We start from the raw sequence: 14,696 nt of genomic DNA, 5'->3' as shown, positions 1-14,696 counted from the left end.
CGCCGGGATGCTAGCCCATGACGTGGCCCGGCACCGGGGGGATCGCGCGGGGTCGCTGGTATCGTCGGAGGGACCCTGATGACACCCGCACGCACCCTCCTCGTCGCGTTCCTGCTGGTCCTGCTGGGGGTCGTGGCGGGCGTGGCGCAGGACACGGGCCCCGGGCCGGTGCGGGTGATCGAGCTGGACGGGTCGGTGGACCCGGTCTCCGCGCGGTTCGTGGAGTCGCGCATCGACGACGCGGCCGACGACGGCGCATCCGCGGTGATCATCCAGATGGACACGCCCGGCGGGCTGGTCTCCTCGATGCGCGACATCGTCTCCGCGATGAACGCCTCGCCCGTCCCCGTGACGGTCTGGGTGGGTCCCTCCGGCGCGCGGGCCGGGTCGGCGGGCGCGTACATCAGCGCCGCCGCCGACCACCTCGGGATGGCGCCCGGCACGAACATCGGGTCGGCGACGCCGATCTCGAGCGGCGGCGAGGACCTCGACCGCAAGGTCGTCAACGACGCGGCCGCGTCGATCGCGGCGCTGGCCGAGGAGAACGGGCGCGACGCCGCGGCGTACCGGGCGATGGTGACCGACGCGCTGAACCTGACCTCGACGGAGGCCCTCGAGCGCGGGGTGATCGACACGATCCAGCCCACCGTGGAGGACTTCGCCGGGTGGCTCGACGGCCGGGAGGCACGCGACGGGGGCGTCATCTCCACCCGCGGCGCCCCGGTCCAGACGGAGGCGATGCCCTGGTACCTGGAGGTGCTGCAGGCCCTCATCGACCCGAACCTCGTGTTCCTGCTGCTGCTGCTGGGGCTCGCCGGGGTCGGCTTCGAGATCTTCAACCCCGGCGCGATCGTCCCGGGGATCGTCGGGGCGATCAGCCTGCTGCTGGCCCTCGCCGGCCTGTCGGTGCTGCCCGTGACGTGGGTGGGCGTCGTGCTGATCGTCCTCGGGGTCGGCTTGTTCGTCGCGGAGACGCAGGTCGGCGGCGTCGGGGCCCTCGCCCTCGGAGGGGTCGTCGCCCTCGCCCTCGGCGGCGCGCTCCTGTTCGACTCGGACGACCCGGGCCTCGAGGCGTCGCCGTGGATCGCCGTCGCGATCGCCGTGATCATCGGCGGGGCGTTCCTCGCCGCCGCCCGCCTGGTGCTGCGGGCCCGCCACCGGCCGTCGGTCACCGGGGGGGCGGAACTCGTCGGCGAGTGGGGCCGCGCCCGCGAGGAGATCGGGCCGGGGGGCGGGCACGTCACCGTCAACGGGGAGATCTGGAGCGCCCGCACCGCCGACGGGACCCCGGTCCCGGAGGGGACGGCGGTCCGCGTCGTTACAGTCCATCCCGAAGACCTGTCCTTGACCGTCGAGCCCGGAGAGGGGTGAACCGACATGGCCGCTGCCTATGCGGTGATCGTCCTGTTGATCATCGGCCTGCTGTTCCTCTTCTCCGCCGTGAAGGTGGCGCGGGAGTACGAGCGCGGCGTCGTCTTCCGGCTCGGCCGCCTGATCGGCATCAAGGGGCCCGGCCTCTTCATCCTGATCCCCTTCATCGACAAGGCCGTGAAGGTCGACCTGCGGACGATCACGCTGAACGTCCCGCCGCAGGAGGTCATCACGAAGGACAACGTCACCGTGAAGGTGAACGCCGTCGCCTACTTCCGGGTGGTGGACCCGTCGAAGGCGATCGTCCAGGTCGAGAACTACCTGGTGGCGACGTCCCAGATCGCCCAGACCACCCTGCGGAGCGTGCTCGGCCAGGTCGACCTCGACCAGCTCCTCTCGGAGCGCGACCAGATCAACGAGCGCCTGCAGGCGATCATCGACGAGCAGACCCACCCGTGGGGCGTGAAGGTCTCGGTCGTCGAGGTCAAGGACGTCGAGCTGCCCCAGTCGATGCAGCGCGCGATCGCCCGCCAGGCCGAGGCCGAGCGGGAGCGGCGCGCCAAGGTGATCGCCGCCGACGGTGAGTACCAGGCCTCCGAGAAGCTCTCCCAGGCCGCCGCGGTCATCGCCAGCGAGCCGGGCGCGCTGCAGCTGCGCTACCTGCAGACCATGAACGAGATCGGCACGAACGAGCGCACCACGACGCTGATCCTGCCGTTCCCCGTGGAGATGCTGGAGGCCCTCACCGCGAGCGCGAAGCGCAACAACGTTGGCAACGGCGCCGGACCGGTGGTGGACTAGGGCGACACCGACCCGGGAAGGGACCTGACGTGCGCGCGATCTGGAACGGATTCATCTCCTTCGGCCTGGTGACGATCCCCGTCTCCGTGGGGCTCGCCCAGCAGCGCAGCGACGTCTCCTTCCGGACGCTGTCCCGCGAGACGGGCCAGCCGGTCCGCCAGAAGCGGTGGGACCCGCAGCGCGACGTCGAGGTCACCCCCGACGAGACGGTGAAGGGGTGGGAGGTCGCGAAGGGCCGGTACCTGCCGGTGGAGGACTCCGAGCTGGAGCGGTTCGCCGCCCGGCAGGAGAAGACCATCCAGATCCTGCAGTTCGTGGAGATGCCCGAGGTCGACCCGGTCTACTTCGAGCGCGCCTACTGGCTCGACCCCCAGGAGCGCGCGGAGCGCCCCTACAAGCTGCTGGCGCGGGCGATGGAGGAGTCGGGGCGCGCGGCGGTCGGCCGGTTCGTGCTGAGCACGAAGGAGCACCTGGTGCTGCTGCGGCCGATGGACGGGATGCTCACCCTCGAGACGCTGTACTACCCGGAGGACATCCGGATGCGCGACAAGGACGAGATCGTGGAGCGGCTCGGGGACGTCGAGGTCTCTGACGCCGAGCTGACGATGGCCCGGCAGCTCGTCGATGGCCTCTCCAAGCCGTTCGCACCGGAGGAGTACCCCAACCAGACCCGCGCGGCGCTGCTGGAGTTCCTGGAGGCGAAGGCCGCCGGCACCGAGATCGCCGCGCCCGAGGAGGCCGAGTCGCCCGCCCCCGTCATCGACCTGATGGCGGCGCTGAAGGCGAGCCTCGCGGCCGCCGGTGGCGGCGGCGCGGACGAGGGTGAGGACGAGGAGGCGGCCGGGAAGCCCGCCGCGCGGAAGCCCGCCGCGCGGTCGCGCGCGAAGGCGGCCGCGAAGGACGACGACCAGCTCGACATCGAGCAGGGCCGCCTGCGCAAGGTGGAGGGCGGCGGGGAGGACGCGAAGGAGGACGCCGCGGCCCCGAAGAAGAAGGCCCCCGCCAAGCGGCGGAAGGCCTCCTAGCCCCACCGCCGCGCCCGACGCTCAGACGCTCGCGCGCTCCCGCGTGACGCCGGCCACCCGGTAGGCGTCGGCCTCGTCGAGGGTCTCCCGGTCGAGCAGCGCCGTCGCGAGGGCCGTCAGCTTCTCGCGGTTGGCCTGGAGGACCCGGACGGCCTCGACGTAGCACTCCTCGATGATCCGCCGGACCTCCGTGTCGAGCAGCTCCTGGGTGCGGGGTGACGGCGCGCCCCCCTGGCCGGGGAACAGCAGCGGCTCGTCGGCGGGTCCCGCCAGGACGGACACGGGGCCGATGGCCTCGGACATGCCCCAGCGTCCCACCATACGGCGGGCGATGGCGGTGACCTGCTCGAGGTCCGACTCGGCGCCGGTGGTGATGTCGCCGTAGACGACCTCCTCCGCGGCCCGGCCGCCGAGCGCGCCGATGATGCGGCCCCGCAGGTAGGACACCCCGTAGCCGTAGCGGTCGGCATCGGGGGCCTGGAACGTCACGCCGAGCGCCCGGCCACGGGGGACGATCGAGATCTTGCGCACCGGGTCGGCGCCCGGCTGGAGCATCCCGAGGAGGGCGTGGCCGCTCTCGTGGTACGCGGTCCGCTCCCGCTCGGCGGGCGACAGCATGATGCGGCGCTCCGCGCCGAGGACGATCTTCTCGAGGGCGTCGGTGAAGTCGGCCGGCTCGACGCGCTCGTGGTTGCGGCGGGCCGCCATCAGGGCGGCCTCGTTGATGAGGTTGCGCAGGTCGGCGCCCACCATGCCGGGGGTGGCCTGGGCGAGCCCCTCGACGCTGACGTCGTCGGCGACGGGGACGCCGCGGAGGTGGACCTCGAGGATGGCGGCGCGGCCGTCGCGGTCGGGCGGGTTGACCGCCACGCGCCGGTCGAACCGGCCGGGCCGCAGGAGGGCGGCGTCGAGGATCTCCGGCCGGTTGGTCGCGGCGAGCACGATGACGCCCTCCCCGCCGCTGAAGCCGTCCATCTCGGTGAGGATCTGGTTGAGCGTCTGCTCGCGCTCGTCGTTGCCGCCGAGGGACGCCGAGCCGCCGCGGGCCCGGCCGATGGCGTCGAGCTCGTCGATGAAGATGATCGCGGGGGCGGTCGCCTTCGCCTGCGCGAACAGGTCGCGGACGCGGCTGGCGCCCACGCCGACGATCATCTCCACGAACTCCGACGCCGACAGCGAGAAGAACGGCACGTCGGCCTCGCCGGCGACGGCGCGGGCGAGGAGCGTCTTGCCCGTCCCGGGGGGACCGGACAGGAGGACGCCCCGCGGGATCTGGCCGCCGAGGCGGCGGTAGCGGTCGGGGTTCTTCAGGAAGTCGACGATCTCGACGAGCTCCTCCTCGGCCTCGTCGATCCCCGCGACGTCGGCGAACGTCACCCGCTGCGCCGACGCGTCGTAGCGCTTCGCCTTGGACTTGCCGAGGCCCGTCAACGCGCCCCCCGCGCCGCCGGCGGCGCGGCGCATCAGGAACACGAAGAGCAGCACCAGCAGGATCACGGGGCCGAACGAGAACAGGAGGGTCGTGAGGAGGGAGCGGCCCTCGTCGACCGGCGTTGCGTTGACCTCGACGCCCTTCTCGATCATCAGCGGCAGCAGCTCGTCGTCGCCGAACGCCGGGCGCTCCGTCCCGAACGTCGTGTCCGAGGAGTCGGAGCCCGACGGGTACGTGACGGCCTTCCGGAACTCGCCCTGGATGGTGTCGCCCTTCGAGGTGACCTCCGCGACGTTGCCGGCGATCACCTGCTCCCGGAACACGGTGTACGGCACCGCGAGGCGCTCCTCCCGGTCGGGGATGAGCGACACCACGAACCAGTTGACCGCCAGCAGCGCCAGCAGGATCCACCAGAACCGGGGGCCGCCGGGCATCCGCGGCATACGACCGGCGGCGGCGGGCTCCTTCGGCGGCGGGGCGCCCTCCACCCGCCACTCGGGGCCGCGGCCGGGGTCGCCCGGGCCGCGCCGGGGGGCGGGCGGGGGCGGCCCCTCCGCCACCTAGTTGTCGACCGGGGCGGTCCCGGTGGGCAGGCCGTCGTCCCCGGTCTCACCGGGGATCGCGACGCCCGACTCGTCGAGCGACGCCGCGTCGTCCTCGCCGGGCTCGACGACGGAGGCGACCCCGCAGACCAGGTCCTCCTCCGCCATGTTCATGACGCGGACGCCCTCGGTGGAGCGGCCGGTGCGCCGGACGGTGTCGACCTTGATCCGGATGACCTGCCCGAGGAGCGAGATCAGCAGCAGCTCCTGGCCCTCGCGGACCGGGCGCGCGGTGACGAGCTCGCCCTTGCGGTCGGTGACCTTGATCGTGCGGACGCCCTTGGTGGGGCGGCCCTTGCGCGGGTAGTCCGCCATCGGGGTCCGCTTGCCGTAGCCGTTGCCCGTCACCACGAGGAGGTCCTCGTCGTCGCGGGCGACGACGATGTCGAGCACCCGGTCGCCGGGGTCGAGGGTCATCGCCCGGACGCCGCGCGTGTCGCGGCTCATGGGGCGCACCTGGCCCTCGTGGAACCGGGCGGCCTGCCCGCGGGCCGAGATGACCATGAGGTCCTCGTCGCCGTCGGTCAGCTGCACGCCGACGAGCTCGTCGCCGTCGAGGAGCTGGATCGCGGCGAGGCCGCGCTCCCGCAGGACGGTGTCGTAGCTGCTCATCTCGGTCTTCTTGACCATGCCCTCGCGGGTGGCCAGGACCAGGTAGCGGCCCTCGGTGTAGTCGCGGGTCGCGAAGACGGCGCGGACCTCCTCGTCGGGCTGCAGCGCGAGGACGTTCGCGATGTGGCGGCCGCGGGAGTCGCGGGAGCCCTGGGGGAGCTCGTGGATCTTCTGGCGGTAGACCTTGCCGCGGTTCGTGAAGAAGAGCAGGTACTGGTGGGTCGAGGCGATGAACAGGTGCTTGATGTAGTCGTCGTCCTTGAGCCGCACCCCGCGCAGCCCCTTGCCGCCGCGGCCCTGGGCCCGGTAGGTCGTGACGGGCAGCCGCTTGATGTACCCGCCGTCGGAGATGGAGATGACCATCTCCTCCTCCGCGATCAGGTCCTCGAGGTCGATGTCGCCCTCGCCGGGCACGATCTCGGTGCGCCGCTCGTCGGCGAAGCGGCCGCGGATCTCGAGGATCTCCTCGCGGATCAGCGCGTAGACGCGGGCCTCGTCGCCGAGGATCGCCCGCAGCTCGGCGATGCGCTCCTGCAGCTCGGCGTACTCGGCCTGGATCTTCCCGGCCTCGAGCTGGGTGAGGCGCTGGAGCCGCAGGTCGAGGATCGCCCGCGCCTGGATCTCGGTCAGGTCGAACTGGTTCATCAGGCCGTTGCGGGCCGTCTCGGGGTCGGCCGCCGAGCGGATCAGGGCGATGACCGCATCGAGGTGGTCGAGCGCCTTGAGGAGCCCCTCGAGGATGTGGGCGCGCGCCTCCGCCCGGGCGAGGCGGTACCGCGACCGGCGCGTGATGACCTCGCGCTGGTGGTCGAGGTAGTGCCGGATGATGTCCTTGAGGCCCAGGGTGCGCGGCACCCCGTCGACGAGGGCGATGGCGTTGACGCCGAACGTCGACTGCACCGCGGTGTGCTTGTAGAGCTTGTTCAGCACGACGATCGGCACGGCGTCGCGGCGGAGCTCCACCACCACGCGGACGCCGTCGCGGCCGCTCTCGTCGCGCAGGTCGGCGATCTCCGGGATCACCTTGTCGTTGGCGAGCTCGGCCATCTTGCGGATCAGCTCGGCCTTGTTCACCTGGTACGGCAGCTCGGTGAACACGATCGCGTTGCGGCCGTGCTTGAGGGGCTCGTTGTGGGCCCGGCCGCGCACGACGACACGGCCGCGGCCGGTGCGGTACGCGTCGATGACGCCGGCGCGGCCGACGATGATGCCGCCCGTCGGGAAGTCCGGCGCCTTGATGTGGCGCATCAGGCCCTCGACCTCGATCAGCGGGTCGTCGATCGTCGCGACCACGGCGTCGATCACCTCGCCGATGTTGTGCGGCGGGATGTTGGTCGCCATGCCGACGGCGATGCCCGACGAGCCGTTGATGAGGAGGTTCGGGACGCGCGCCGGCAGCACCACCGGCTCGGTGCGCCGGTCGTCGTAGGTCGGCGCGTCGTCGACGGTGTCCTCGTCGATGTCGCGGAGCATCTCGGTGGCGAGGCGCGAGAGCTTCGCCTCGGTGTACCGCATCGCGGCGGCCGAGAACTCGCTGGAGCCGAAGTTGCCCTGGCCGTCGATGAGGGGGTACCGCGACGCGAAGTCCTGCGCCAGGCGGACGAGGGTGTCGTAGATCGCGGAGTCGCCGTGCGGGTGGAACTCACCCATCACCTTGCCGACGATGTTCGCGCTCTTGACGTACGGGCGCTCCGGCTGCAGGCCGGCGTCGTGCATCGCGTAGAGCACGCGGCGGTGGACGGGCTTCAGCCCGTCGCGCACGTCGGGCAGCGCCCGGCCCACGATCACGCTCATCGCGTAGTCGAGGTACGACGTGCTCATCTCGCGCTCGAGCTCGCGCGGCTCGATGCGCCCGTGGCGGTCGATCGCCATGCTCAGTCCTTAGACGTCGAGGTTGCTGACGCTGCGGGCGTTGTCCTCGATGAAGGCCCGTCGGGGCTCCACCTTGTCGCCCATCAGCTTCGCGAAGAGCTCGCCCACGGCCATCTCGTCGTCCATGACGACCTGCTGCAGGATGCGCCGCTCCGGGTCCATGGTCGTCTCCCAGAGCTGCTCGCTGTTCATCTCGCCGAGGCCCTTGAAGCGGCTGAGCTGGACGCCCTCGCGGCAGAGCTCGAGCACGGCCACGCGGAGCGCCTCGTAGCTGGCCGGCGTGCGGGTGCGGGACCCCCGGGCCAGGCGGAACGGTGCGGTGCCCACCTGGTCGCGGAGCTTCGCGCGGGCGCCGCGCAGGCCCGCCAGCTCGCGGGTGCGGAAGATCTCGAGCGGGATGACGACGGTGCGGGCCTCGCCCGTGGACGCCTGGATCGACCGGGCGCGGATGCGCTCGGCCTCCGTGTCGACCGATTCCACGGTGAGCGTGGCGCGGTCGTCGGAGGCGGCGGTCACGGCGGCCTGGAGGGTGTCGAGGTCCGACGCGTCCGCCTCCACCAGCCCGTGGGTCTGGAGGAAGTCGAGGGTGGCGCCCCCGAAGGTGGCGCGGAGGTTGCCCGCCCACGCCTCGTGCTCCTTCAGGGCCCGCTGGAAGCGCTGGTACCGGGCGCGGGTCAGGGCGGAGGTGCGGCCCTCCGCGTCCTCCAGGGTCAGGTCGCCGAGGTTGCGCTCGAGCAGCCAGTCCTCCAGCTCGAGCTCCTTCTCGATGTACTGCTCCTGGTTGCCCTGCTTCACCTTGTAGAGCGGCGGGCAGGCGATGTAGACGAAGCCCTCCTCGATGAGCCCGCGCATGTGGCGGAAGAGGAAGGTCAGGATCAGCGTCCGGATGTGGGCGCCGTCCACGTCGGCGTCGGTCATGATGATCAGCTTGTGGTACCGGGCCTTCGCGACGTCGAAGTCCTCGTCGATGCCGGTGCCCATCGCCGTGATCATGGCCTGGATCTCGGTGTTGGAGAGGACCTTGTCGATCCGGGCCTTCTCCACGTTGATGATCTTGCCGCGCAGGGGCAGGATCGCCTGGAAGCTCGACTGGCGCGCCATGATCGCCGAGCCGCCGGCCGAGTCGCCCTCCACCAGGAACAGCTCGGTGTTGGCGGGGTCGCGGTCGGAGCAGTCGGCGAGCTTGCCGGGCAGGCTGGTGGAGTCCATCACGCCCTTGCGGCGCGCGAGGTCGCGGGCCTTGCGGGCCGCGAGGCGGGCCTGCGAGGCGTTGATCGCCTTGCCGCAGATCGCGCGCGCCTCGGTGGGGTGCTCCTCCATGTACTCGGCCAGCCGCTGGGTGACGGCGGCGTTGACGAAGCCGGTGATCTCGGAGTTGCCGAGCTTGGTCTTCGTCTGGCCCTCGAACTGGGGCTCGCGGAGCTTCACCGAGACGATGGCGGTGAGGCCCTCGCGGGTGTCGGGGCCCTCGAGGTTGTCGTCCTTCTCCTTCAGGAGGCCCTTCGCGCGGGCGTAGTCGTTCAGCGTGCGCGTGAGGGCCGTGCGGAAGCCCGTGAGGTGGCTGCCGCCCTCGTGCGTGTTGATGTTGTTCGCGAAGGTGTAGACCGACTCGCTGTAGGCGGCGGTCCACTGCAGGGCGACCTCGAGCGTGGCCTCGTGACCCTCCGACTCGAGGTACACCACGTCGCGGTGGACGGGGTCGCGCGTCTCGTTGAGGTGGCGGACGAAGTCCTGGATGCCGCCCTCGTAGTGGAACTCGACCTCGCCGCCCTCGCCGCGGCGGTCGACGAGCCGCACCAGGAGGCCCTTGGTGAGGAACGCCGTCTCGCGCAGGCGCTGGGCCAGCGTGTCGAAGTCGAAGTCCGGCTCCTCGAAGATGTTCGGATCCGGGAGGAACGTGATCGTGGTGCCGGTGTCGGACGCGTCGCGCACGCGCTCGATCGGGCCGAGCGGCACGCCGATCTCGTAGCGCTGCTCGAACGCGCCGCCGTCGCGGCGCACCTCCGCCAGGAGCCACTCGGACAGGGCGTTCACGACGCTGCTGCCCACGCCGTGGAGGCCGCCGGAGACCTTGTAGCCCTCGCCGCCGAACTTGCCGCCGGCGTGGAGCACGGTCAGGACCACCTCGAGGGCGCTCTTGCCCCCCTGGTCGGCCATCGCCGAGACGGGGATGCCGCGCCCGTTGTCGGCGACGGTGCACGAGCCGTCGGGGTGGAGGGTGATCTCCACGCGGTCGCAGTACCCGGCGAGGGCCTCGTCGACGCTGTTGTCGACCAGCTCGTAGACGAGGTGGTGGAGGCCCCTCGGACCGGTGGAGCCGATGTACATGCCGGGCCGGCGGCGGACCGCCTCGAGCCCCTCCAGCACGGTGATGTCGCCGGAGTCGTACTGCGTGGTGACCGACGGCGCGTCGGGCGAAGTGGAGATCTGCTGCCTCCTCAGGAGCGTCGTGGGAGTTTAGCACCACCCGAGGTCGGAAGCCTGCGTTTTGTGCCCTATTTGCAGGTAAATCACGTGTCAGGAGAGCGCCTGTGGCGGGCGGCGGACGCCGCGGCGGCCCGCGCGATGAGCGCACGCACCGCCGGGTCCTCCACGCCGGCGGTCGCCCGGGCGGCCTCGGCGCGGTCCTCCGGCCCCGGCACGGGCGGCGGGGCCGGGGGCGGGGGCGGGGACGGACCGGCCGCCGCGGGCACGTGGTCGGCGACCGAGAAGCGCAACCCCACGACGTCCGCCTCGGGGCAGACCTCCGTCAGACGGAGGGTGAGCTCCTCGCGGCGCATCGACAGCTCGTGGGCCCACGCCGCGCTGGAGCACGCGACGGTGAGCACCCCCGCACGGGTGCGGCGCACCGGCGCGCTGTGGGCCGCGGCGACCGCGCCGACCACCTGGGGCCAGGCGACCGCGGCGGCGCCGGTGGGACCCGCGGCCGGTGCGCCCGAGGACCGGCGGAAGCGCCGGAGGACGTCCGCCGCCGGGAGGGGGTCGCGACGGTGGCGGTGGCGGCGCGGGTGCCGGCCGCTCACGCGAGGGTCCCGCCCTCGACCCGCACCAGCGCGTCGGGCGGCTCCGCGAGCGCGTCCGCGGCGTTCGGGTCGGCCGTCGTGACCAGGGTCTGACCCCCGTCGCGGACGGCCTCGAGCAGCAGGCGGCGCCGGACGGGGTCGAGCTCGCTGAGGACGTCGTCGAGCAGCAGGATCGGCCGTGCCGACCGCGCCCGCAGGTGGTCGCGGGCCGCGAGCAGCAGCGCGAGGGCCGCGGTGCGCTGCTCCCCCTGGCTCCCCTCCCTGCGCAGGTCGGCGGCGCCCGCCCCGATCCACAGGTCGTCGCGGTGGGGGCCGGACAGGGTCTGCGCGGCGGCGATCTCCCGCGGCCGGCGCTCCTCCCAGGTGCGGGCGAGGGCGTCGCGGAGGCCGTCGTCGGGGACCTCGCCGAGGCCCGCGGGGGACGTCTCGAGCCGCAGCGTCCCGCCGGCGCCCCCGCCGAGGGCGGAGAGCCACTCCGCGAAGGGGCCGGCGAGGGCCGCGGCGCCGGCGCGGCGGACGGCCGCGACGCGGGCGCCCGTCTCGGCCATCGGCGCCTCCCACGCCGGCAGCGTCTCCTCCCCCGCCTGCCCGGCCCGCACCCGCCGCAGCAGGGCGTTCCGCTGGGCGAGGGCGTGCTGGTAGCCGGCGAGGTCGTCCGCGAAGCCGGGGGAGGAGGCCTCGAGGACCCGGTCGAGCGCCCGGCGGCGTGCGGCGGGGGGACCCTTCACCGCGCGGAGCTCGTCGGGGAGGAACACGAGGACGGCGCGGGCGCGCCAGCCGCCGAGGGAGCGCACCGGCGCCCCGTCCAGGCGCAGGCGCCGGCCCCGCCCCGCGGCGAAGCCGATCTCGCGGCGATGGGGTCCCGTGGGCCCGTCGAGGTCGAGGGTGACGTGCAGGGCCTCCGCGCCGCGGCGGACGATCTCCGCCTCCCGCGCGGTCCGCGGCGACACGCCGACGCAGCCGAGCACGACGGCCTCCACCAGGGAGGTCTTCCCGGCCCCGTTCGGGCCGACGATCACCACCAGCCCGGAGGGCAGGTCGAGGGCCGCCCGGTCCCAGCAGCGGACGTCGCGGACCTCGAGGCGCCGCGCCGACCAGTCGGCGCCGCCCCCGCGGGTGGGATCAGGCGTTGAGCCGGATCGGCATGAGGAGGTAGCGGTAGTCGTCCGCCGCGCCACGGAGCAGCCCGGGCCGGAGCGGGCTGATCAGTCCGAGGCGGACCTCGTCGCCGGGGATGCTCTCCACGCCGGCGCGGAGGAACTCCACGTTGAAGCCCATCTCGAGGCTCTCGCCGGAGAACGTCACGGGGAGCGACTCGCGGCCCTCGCCGACCTGGTCGCTGGACGCCGAGATCGTCACCGACCCCGGCTCGAAGGACAGCCGCACCGGGGTGCTGCGCTGCGCGAGGACGCCGATGCGGGTGAGCACGCCGAGCAGCTCGCCGCGGTCGAAGGCGACGTCGTGCTCGAAGGCGTCGGGCACCAGCTGGCGGTGGTCGGGGAACTGGCCCTCGATGACGCGGCTCGTGAGGCGCATCTCCCCGATGCGGAAGAGGGCCTGCGACTCGCCGAGGACGATCTCGACGGCGTCGGCCTTCATGACGCCGACCAGGCGCGAGACCTCGGTGAGGGCGCGGGCCGGGACGATCGCCTCGCTCACGTCGGAGGGCGGCGCCTCGAGGGGCGTCTGCCGCACCGCGAGGCGGTAGGAGTCGGTGGCCACCATCGTGATGCCGTCGGGGCCGAGGCGCACCAGCACGCCGGTGAGGACGGGGCGGGTCTCGTCGCGGGAGGCGGCGCGCGCCACCCGGTCGATCGCCTCGACGAGCGGCTCGGCGGGCACCCGCAGCCCGGCGCCGTCGTCGGGCGGCAGCTCCGGGAAGTCGCTTGCCTGGAGGCAGTTCAACGTGAACGACGAGCCGCCGCCGGAGAGGGACACGACGCCCTCGTTGGCCCGGTGCTCCAACGTGATCGGGCCGTCCGCCATGGTCCGGACGATGTCGCCGGCCAGGCGCGGCAGCACGACGGCGCCGGGCTGCTCGACGGTCGCCTCCAGCGGCACCCGCAGCGACAGCTCCATGTCCGTCGCCGCCAGCTCGCAGCGACCCTCCTCCGCCCTCAGCAGGACGTGGGAGAGGATCTGGATGGTGCTCTTGGCGGAGGCGGCGCGGCCGGCGACGGCGAGCTTGCCGGCGAGCTCATCCTTGGGCGAGACGAGGCGCACGCCGGGACCCTAGCGGTCGGCGGGAGCCGTTGCTCCCGGACCCCGTGCCGCTGTCCACGACGGGAGGACGGCCTTTGACTGAGAGAAGAGAGAAAGGGGTTTCATCGAGGTCACAACCGTAGGTCCTGTGCGAACGGTGGGGTCACGGAGGATCGCCTGCACACGGGCACCTTCCGCCTGTGCGCCGGCCCGTGGGGCGACGACACCGCGACCCCGGATCCCTCCCCAGCGCTCCACAGGGCGTCCCGCCGCCGGGCGTCCCGCGGTGGGACGTGGGGAGGGGCGTGACACGGTGTCCCCCCGTCCCTCCACCGTCACGACGCGGTGGGCCGACGGCCCGTCAGACGGCCCGTCAGGTTCTGGACCTCGGTGAGGACCTCCCCCTCCGAGTTGAGCTGGGCCCCGACCTTCTGGACGGCGTACATCACCGTCGTGTGGTCGCGGCCCCCGAAGGCGCGGCCGATCTGGGGGAGCGACGTGTCCGTCAGCTCGCGGCTCAGGTACATGGCGACCTGGCGCGGGTGGACGATCCGCCGGGTCCGCTTGTGGCTGTTCAGGTCGCCGAGGCTGACCCCGTAGAAGCGGCACACCTCGCTCTGGATCAGCTCGATCGTCAGCGTCCCCTCCCCGGCGGGGAACAGGTCCTCGAGGATCTCGTTCGCCAACTCGACGGTGATCCGCCGCCCCGAGATCGACCCGTGGGCGACGACCCGCGTCAGGGCCCCCTCGAGGGCGCGGACGTTGGTCGAGACGCGTCCCGCGATGAACGGGAGCACCTCGGGGTCGTGGATCTCGTAGCGGTCGGCGCGCACGCGCTTCTGGAGGATGGCGATGCGCGTCTCGATGTCGGGCGGCTGCACGTCGGTGATCAGGCCCATCTCGAAGCGGCTGCGCAGCCGGTCCTCGAGGGTGGCGATCGCCTTCGGCGGGCGGTCGGAGGAGATGACGATCTGCTTGCCGCTGTCGTGGAGCGCGTTGAACGTGTGGAAGAACTCCTCCTGCGTCTGCTCGCGCCCCTGGAGCGACTGGATGTCGTCGATGAGGAGGATGTCCGTGCTGCGGTACCGGTCCTTGAACGAGCGGATGCCCCCGTCGCGCAGCGCGTTGATGAACTCGTTGGTGAAGGTCTCCACCGAGACGTACGTCAACGAGAGCTCGGGGTGGTTCGCCGCGACGAAGTGGCCGATGGCGTGCAGCAGGTGGGTCTTGCCGAGGCCGACCCCCCCGTAGATGAAGAAGGGGTTGTAGGCGCGCGCCGGCTGCTCGGCGACCGCGAGGGCGGCGGCCTGGGCGAACCGGTTCGACGGTCCGGTGACGAAGGCCTCGAAGGTGAAGCGCGGCTGCAGCCCGTGGGCCCGCCGCGGCGGCATCACCGACACGGGCACCGAGGGCGCCCGCGCGTCACCGGCGTGGTCGTCCGCCCCGCCGCCGTCGTCGGACGCCGCGGGGTCGACGGTGATCTCGACCTCCAGGTCCGCGCCGCGCACCTCGAAGAGGGCGTCGCGCAGCAGGGGCAGGTAGCGCTGGCGGATCCACTGGCGCAGCAGCTCGGTCTCGACGGCGAGCACGATCCGGTCGTCGGCGAGCATCACCGGCCGCGCGCCCGAGAAGGCGAACTTGTAGGTCTGGCTGTTGAGGGTCGCGCGCAGGCGCTCGCGGACCTCCTGCCAGACGGAGTCGCGCTCGTGGTTCGGTGCGGGGGATGAGGGCATCGCGGGGTGGGTCTCCGGAATGT

10 protein-coding genes are annotated in these 14,696 nt (G+C 72.8%); 3 read left to right on the top strand and 7 right to left on the bottom strand.

The genetic code is table 11. The features are described 5' to 3' along the window. Positions 1 to 78: 78 nt before the first annotated feature. Genes IU369_RS00050 through ku form a run of 3 tightly spaced genes read left to right on the top strand, consistent with a single transcriptional unit; the run spans position 79 to position 3,197 of the window. Positions 79 to 1,371, top strand: coding sequence for an NfeD family protein (locus IU369_RS00050; RefSeq protein ID WP_246551313.1), 1,293 nt, complete (start codon positions 79 to 81; stop codon positions 1,369 to 1,371). Positions 1,372 to 1,377: 6 nt separating this feature from the next. Beyond that, on the top strand, positions 1,378 to 2,172 hold the full coding sequence (locus tag IU369_RS00045; RefSeq protein ID WP_217922516.1) for a slipin family protein: 795 nt from the start codon (positions 1,378 to 1,380) through the stop codon (positions 2,170 to 2,172). Between the two features lie 29 nt (positions 2,173 to 2,201). Continuing rightward, positions 2,202 to 3,197 (top strand): non-homologous end joining protein Ku, encoded by a 996-nt coding sequence (gene ku, locus IU369_RS00040; RefSeq protein ID WP_217922515.1) that lies wholly within the window; start codon positions 2,202 to 2,204, stop codon positions 3,195 to 3,197. Between the two features lie 21 nt (positions 3,198 to 3,218). On the opposite strand, the gene ftsH is transcribed toward ku, so the two are convergent. The 7 genes from ftsH to dnaA all read right to left on the bottom strand — a co-directional run bounded on the left by ftsH (position 3,219) and on the right by dnaA (position 14,673). Next, positions 3,219 to 5,072, bottom strand: a complete 1,854-nt coding sequence (gene ftsH, locus IU369_RS00035; protein WP_343233261.1) for an ATP-dependent zinc metalloprotease FtsH — start codon at positions 5,070 to 5,072, stop codon at positions 3,219 to 3,221. A gap of 117 nt (positions 5,073 to 5,189) precedes the next feature. Then, a complete protein-coding gene (gyrA, locus tag IU369_RS00030) occupies positions 5,190 to 7,715 on the bottom strand; it encodes a DNA gyrase subunit A (RefSeq protein WP_217922513.1) in 2,526 nt (841 codons plus the stop codon). Positions 7,716 to 7,724: 9 nt separating this feature from the next. Next, positions 7,725 to 10,142: a DNA topoisomerase (ATP-hydrolyzing) subunit B gene (gene gyrB, locus IU369_RS00025; protein WP_246551570.1), complete on the bottom strand. Its 2,418-nt coding sequence runs from the start codon at positions 10,140 to 10,142 to the stop codon at positions 7,725 to 7,727. A gap of 83 nt (positions 10,143 to 10,225) precedes the next feature. Then, positions 10,226 to 10,738, bottom strand: coding sequence for a DciA family protein (locus tag IU369_RS00020; protein ID WP_217922511.1), 513 nt, complete (start codon positions 10,736 to 10,738; stop codon positions 10,226 to 10,228). Beyond that, on the bottom strand, positions 10,735 to 11,916 hold the full coding sequence (gene recF, locus IU369_RS00015) for a DNA replication/repair protein RecF (RefSeq protein WP_217922510.1): 1,182 nt from the start codon (positions 11,914 to 11,916) through the stop codon (positions 10,735 to 10,737). The genes IU369_RS00020 and recF overlap by 4 nt, the downstream gene beginning before the upstream one ends. Continuing rightward, positions 11,861 to 12,961, bottom strand: a complete 1,101-nt coding sequence (gene dnaN / locus IU369_RS00010; protein ID WP_217922509.1) for a DNA polymerase III subunit beta — start codon at positions 12,959 to 12,961, stop codon at positions 11,861 to 11,863. Before dnaN ends, recF begins: the two co-directional genes overlap by 56 nt. Before the next feature lie 314 nt (positions 12,962 to 13,275). Next, positions 13,276 to 14,673: a chromosomal replication initiator protein DnaA gene (gene dnaA / locus IU369_RS00005; protein WP_217922508.1), complete on the bottom strand. Its 1,398-nt coding sequence runs from the start codon at positions 14,671 to 14,673 to the stop codon at positions 13,276 to 13,278. Positions 14,674 to 14,696 lie beyond the last annotated feature (23 nt).

Origin of the sequence: Miltoncostaea oceani, assembly GCF_018141545.1 — a bacterium.
In the GTDB taxonomy this organism is placed as follows: domain Bacteria; phylum Actinomycetota; class Thermoleophilia; order Miltoncostaeales; family Miltoncostaeaceae; genus Miltoncostaea; species Miltoncostaea oceani.
Note: the sequence above shows the minus strand (reverse complement) of the source record. Positions and strands in the feature narration are given on the sequence as shown.

Bases quoted from the DNA above. Each gene is read 5' to 3' on its own strand.
- IU369_RS00050 (WP_246551313.1), top strand. From the start codon at position 79: ATGACACCCGCACGCACCCTCCTCGTCGCGTTCCTGCTGGTCCTGCTG.
- IU369_RS00045 (WP_217922516.1), top strand. From the start codon at position 1,378: ATGGCCGCTGCCTATGCGGTGATCGTCCTGTTGATCATCGGCCTGCTG.
- ftsH (WP_343233261.1), bottom strand. From the start codon at position 5,072: ATGCCGCGGATGCCCGGCGGCCCCCGGTTCTGGTGGATCCTGCTGGCG.
- gyrA (WP_217922513.1), bottom strand. From the start codon at position 7,715: ATGGCGATCGACCGCCACGGGCGCATCGAGCCGCGCGAGCTCGAGCGC.
- dnaA (WP_217922508.1), bottom strand. From the start codon at position 14,673: ATGCCCTCATCCCCCGCACCGAACCACGAGCGCGACTCCGTCTGGCAG.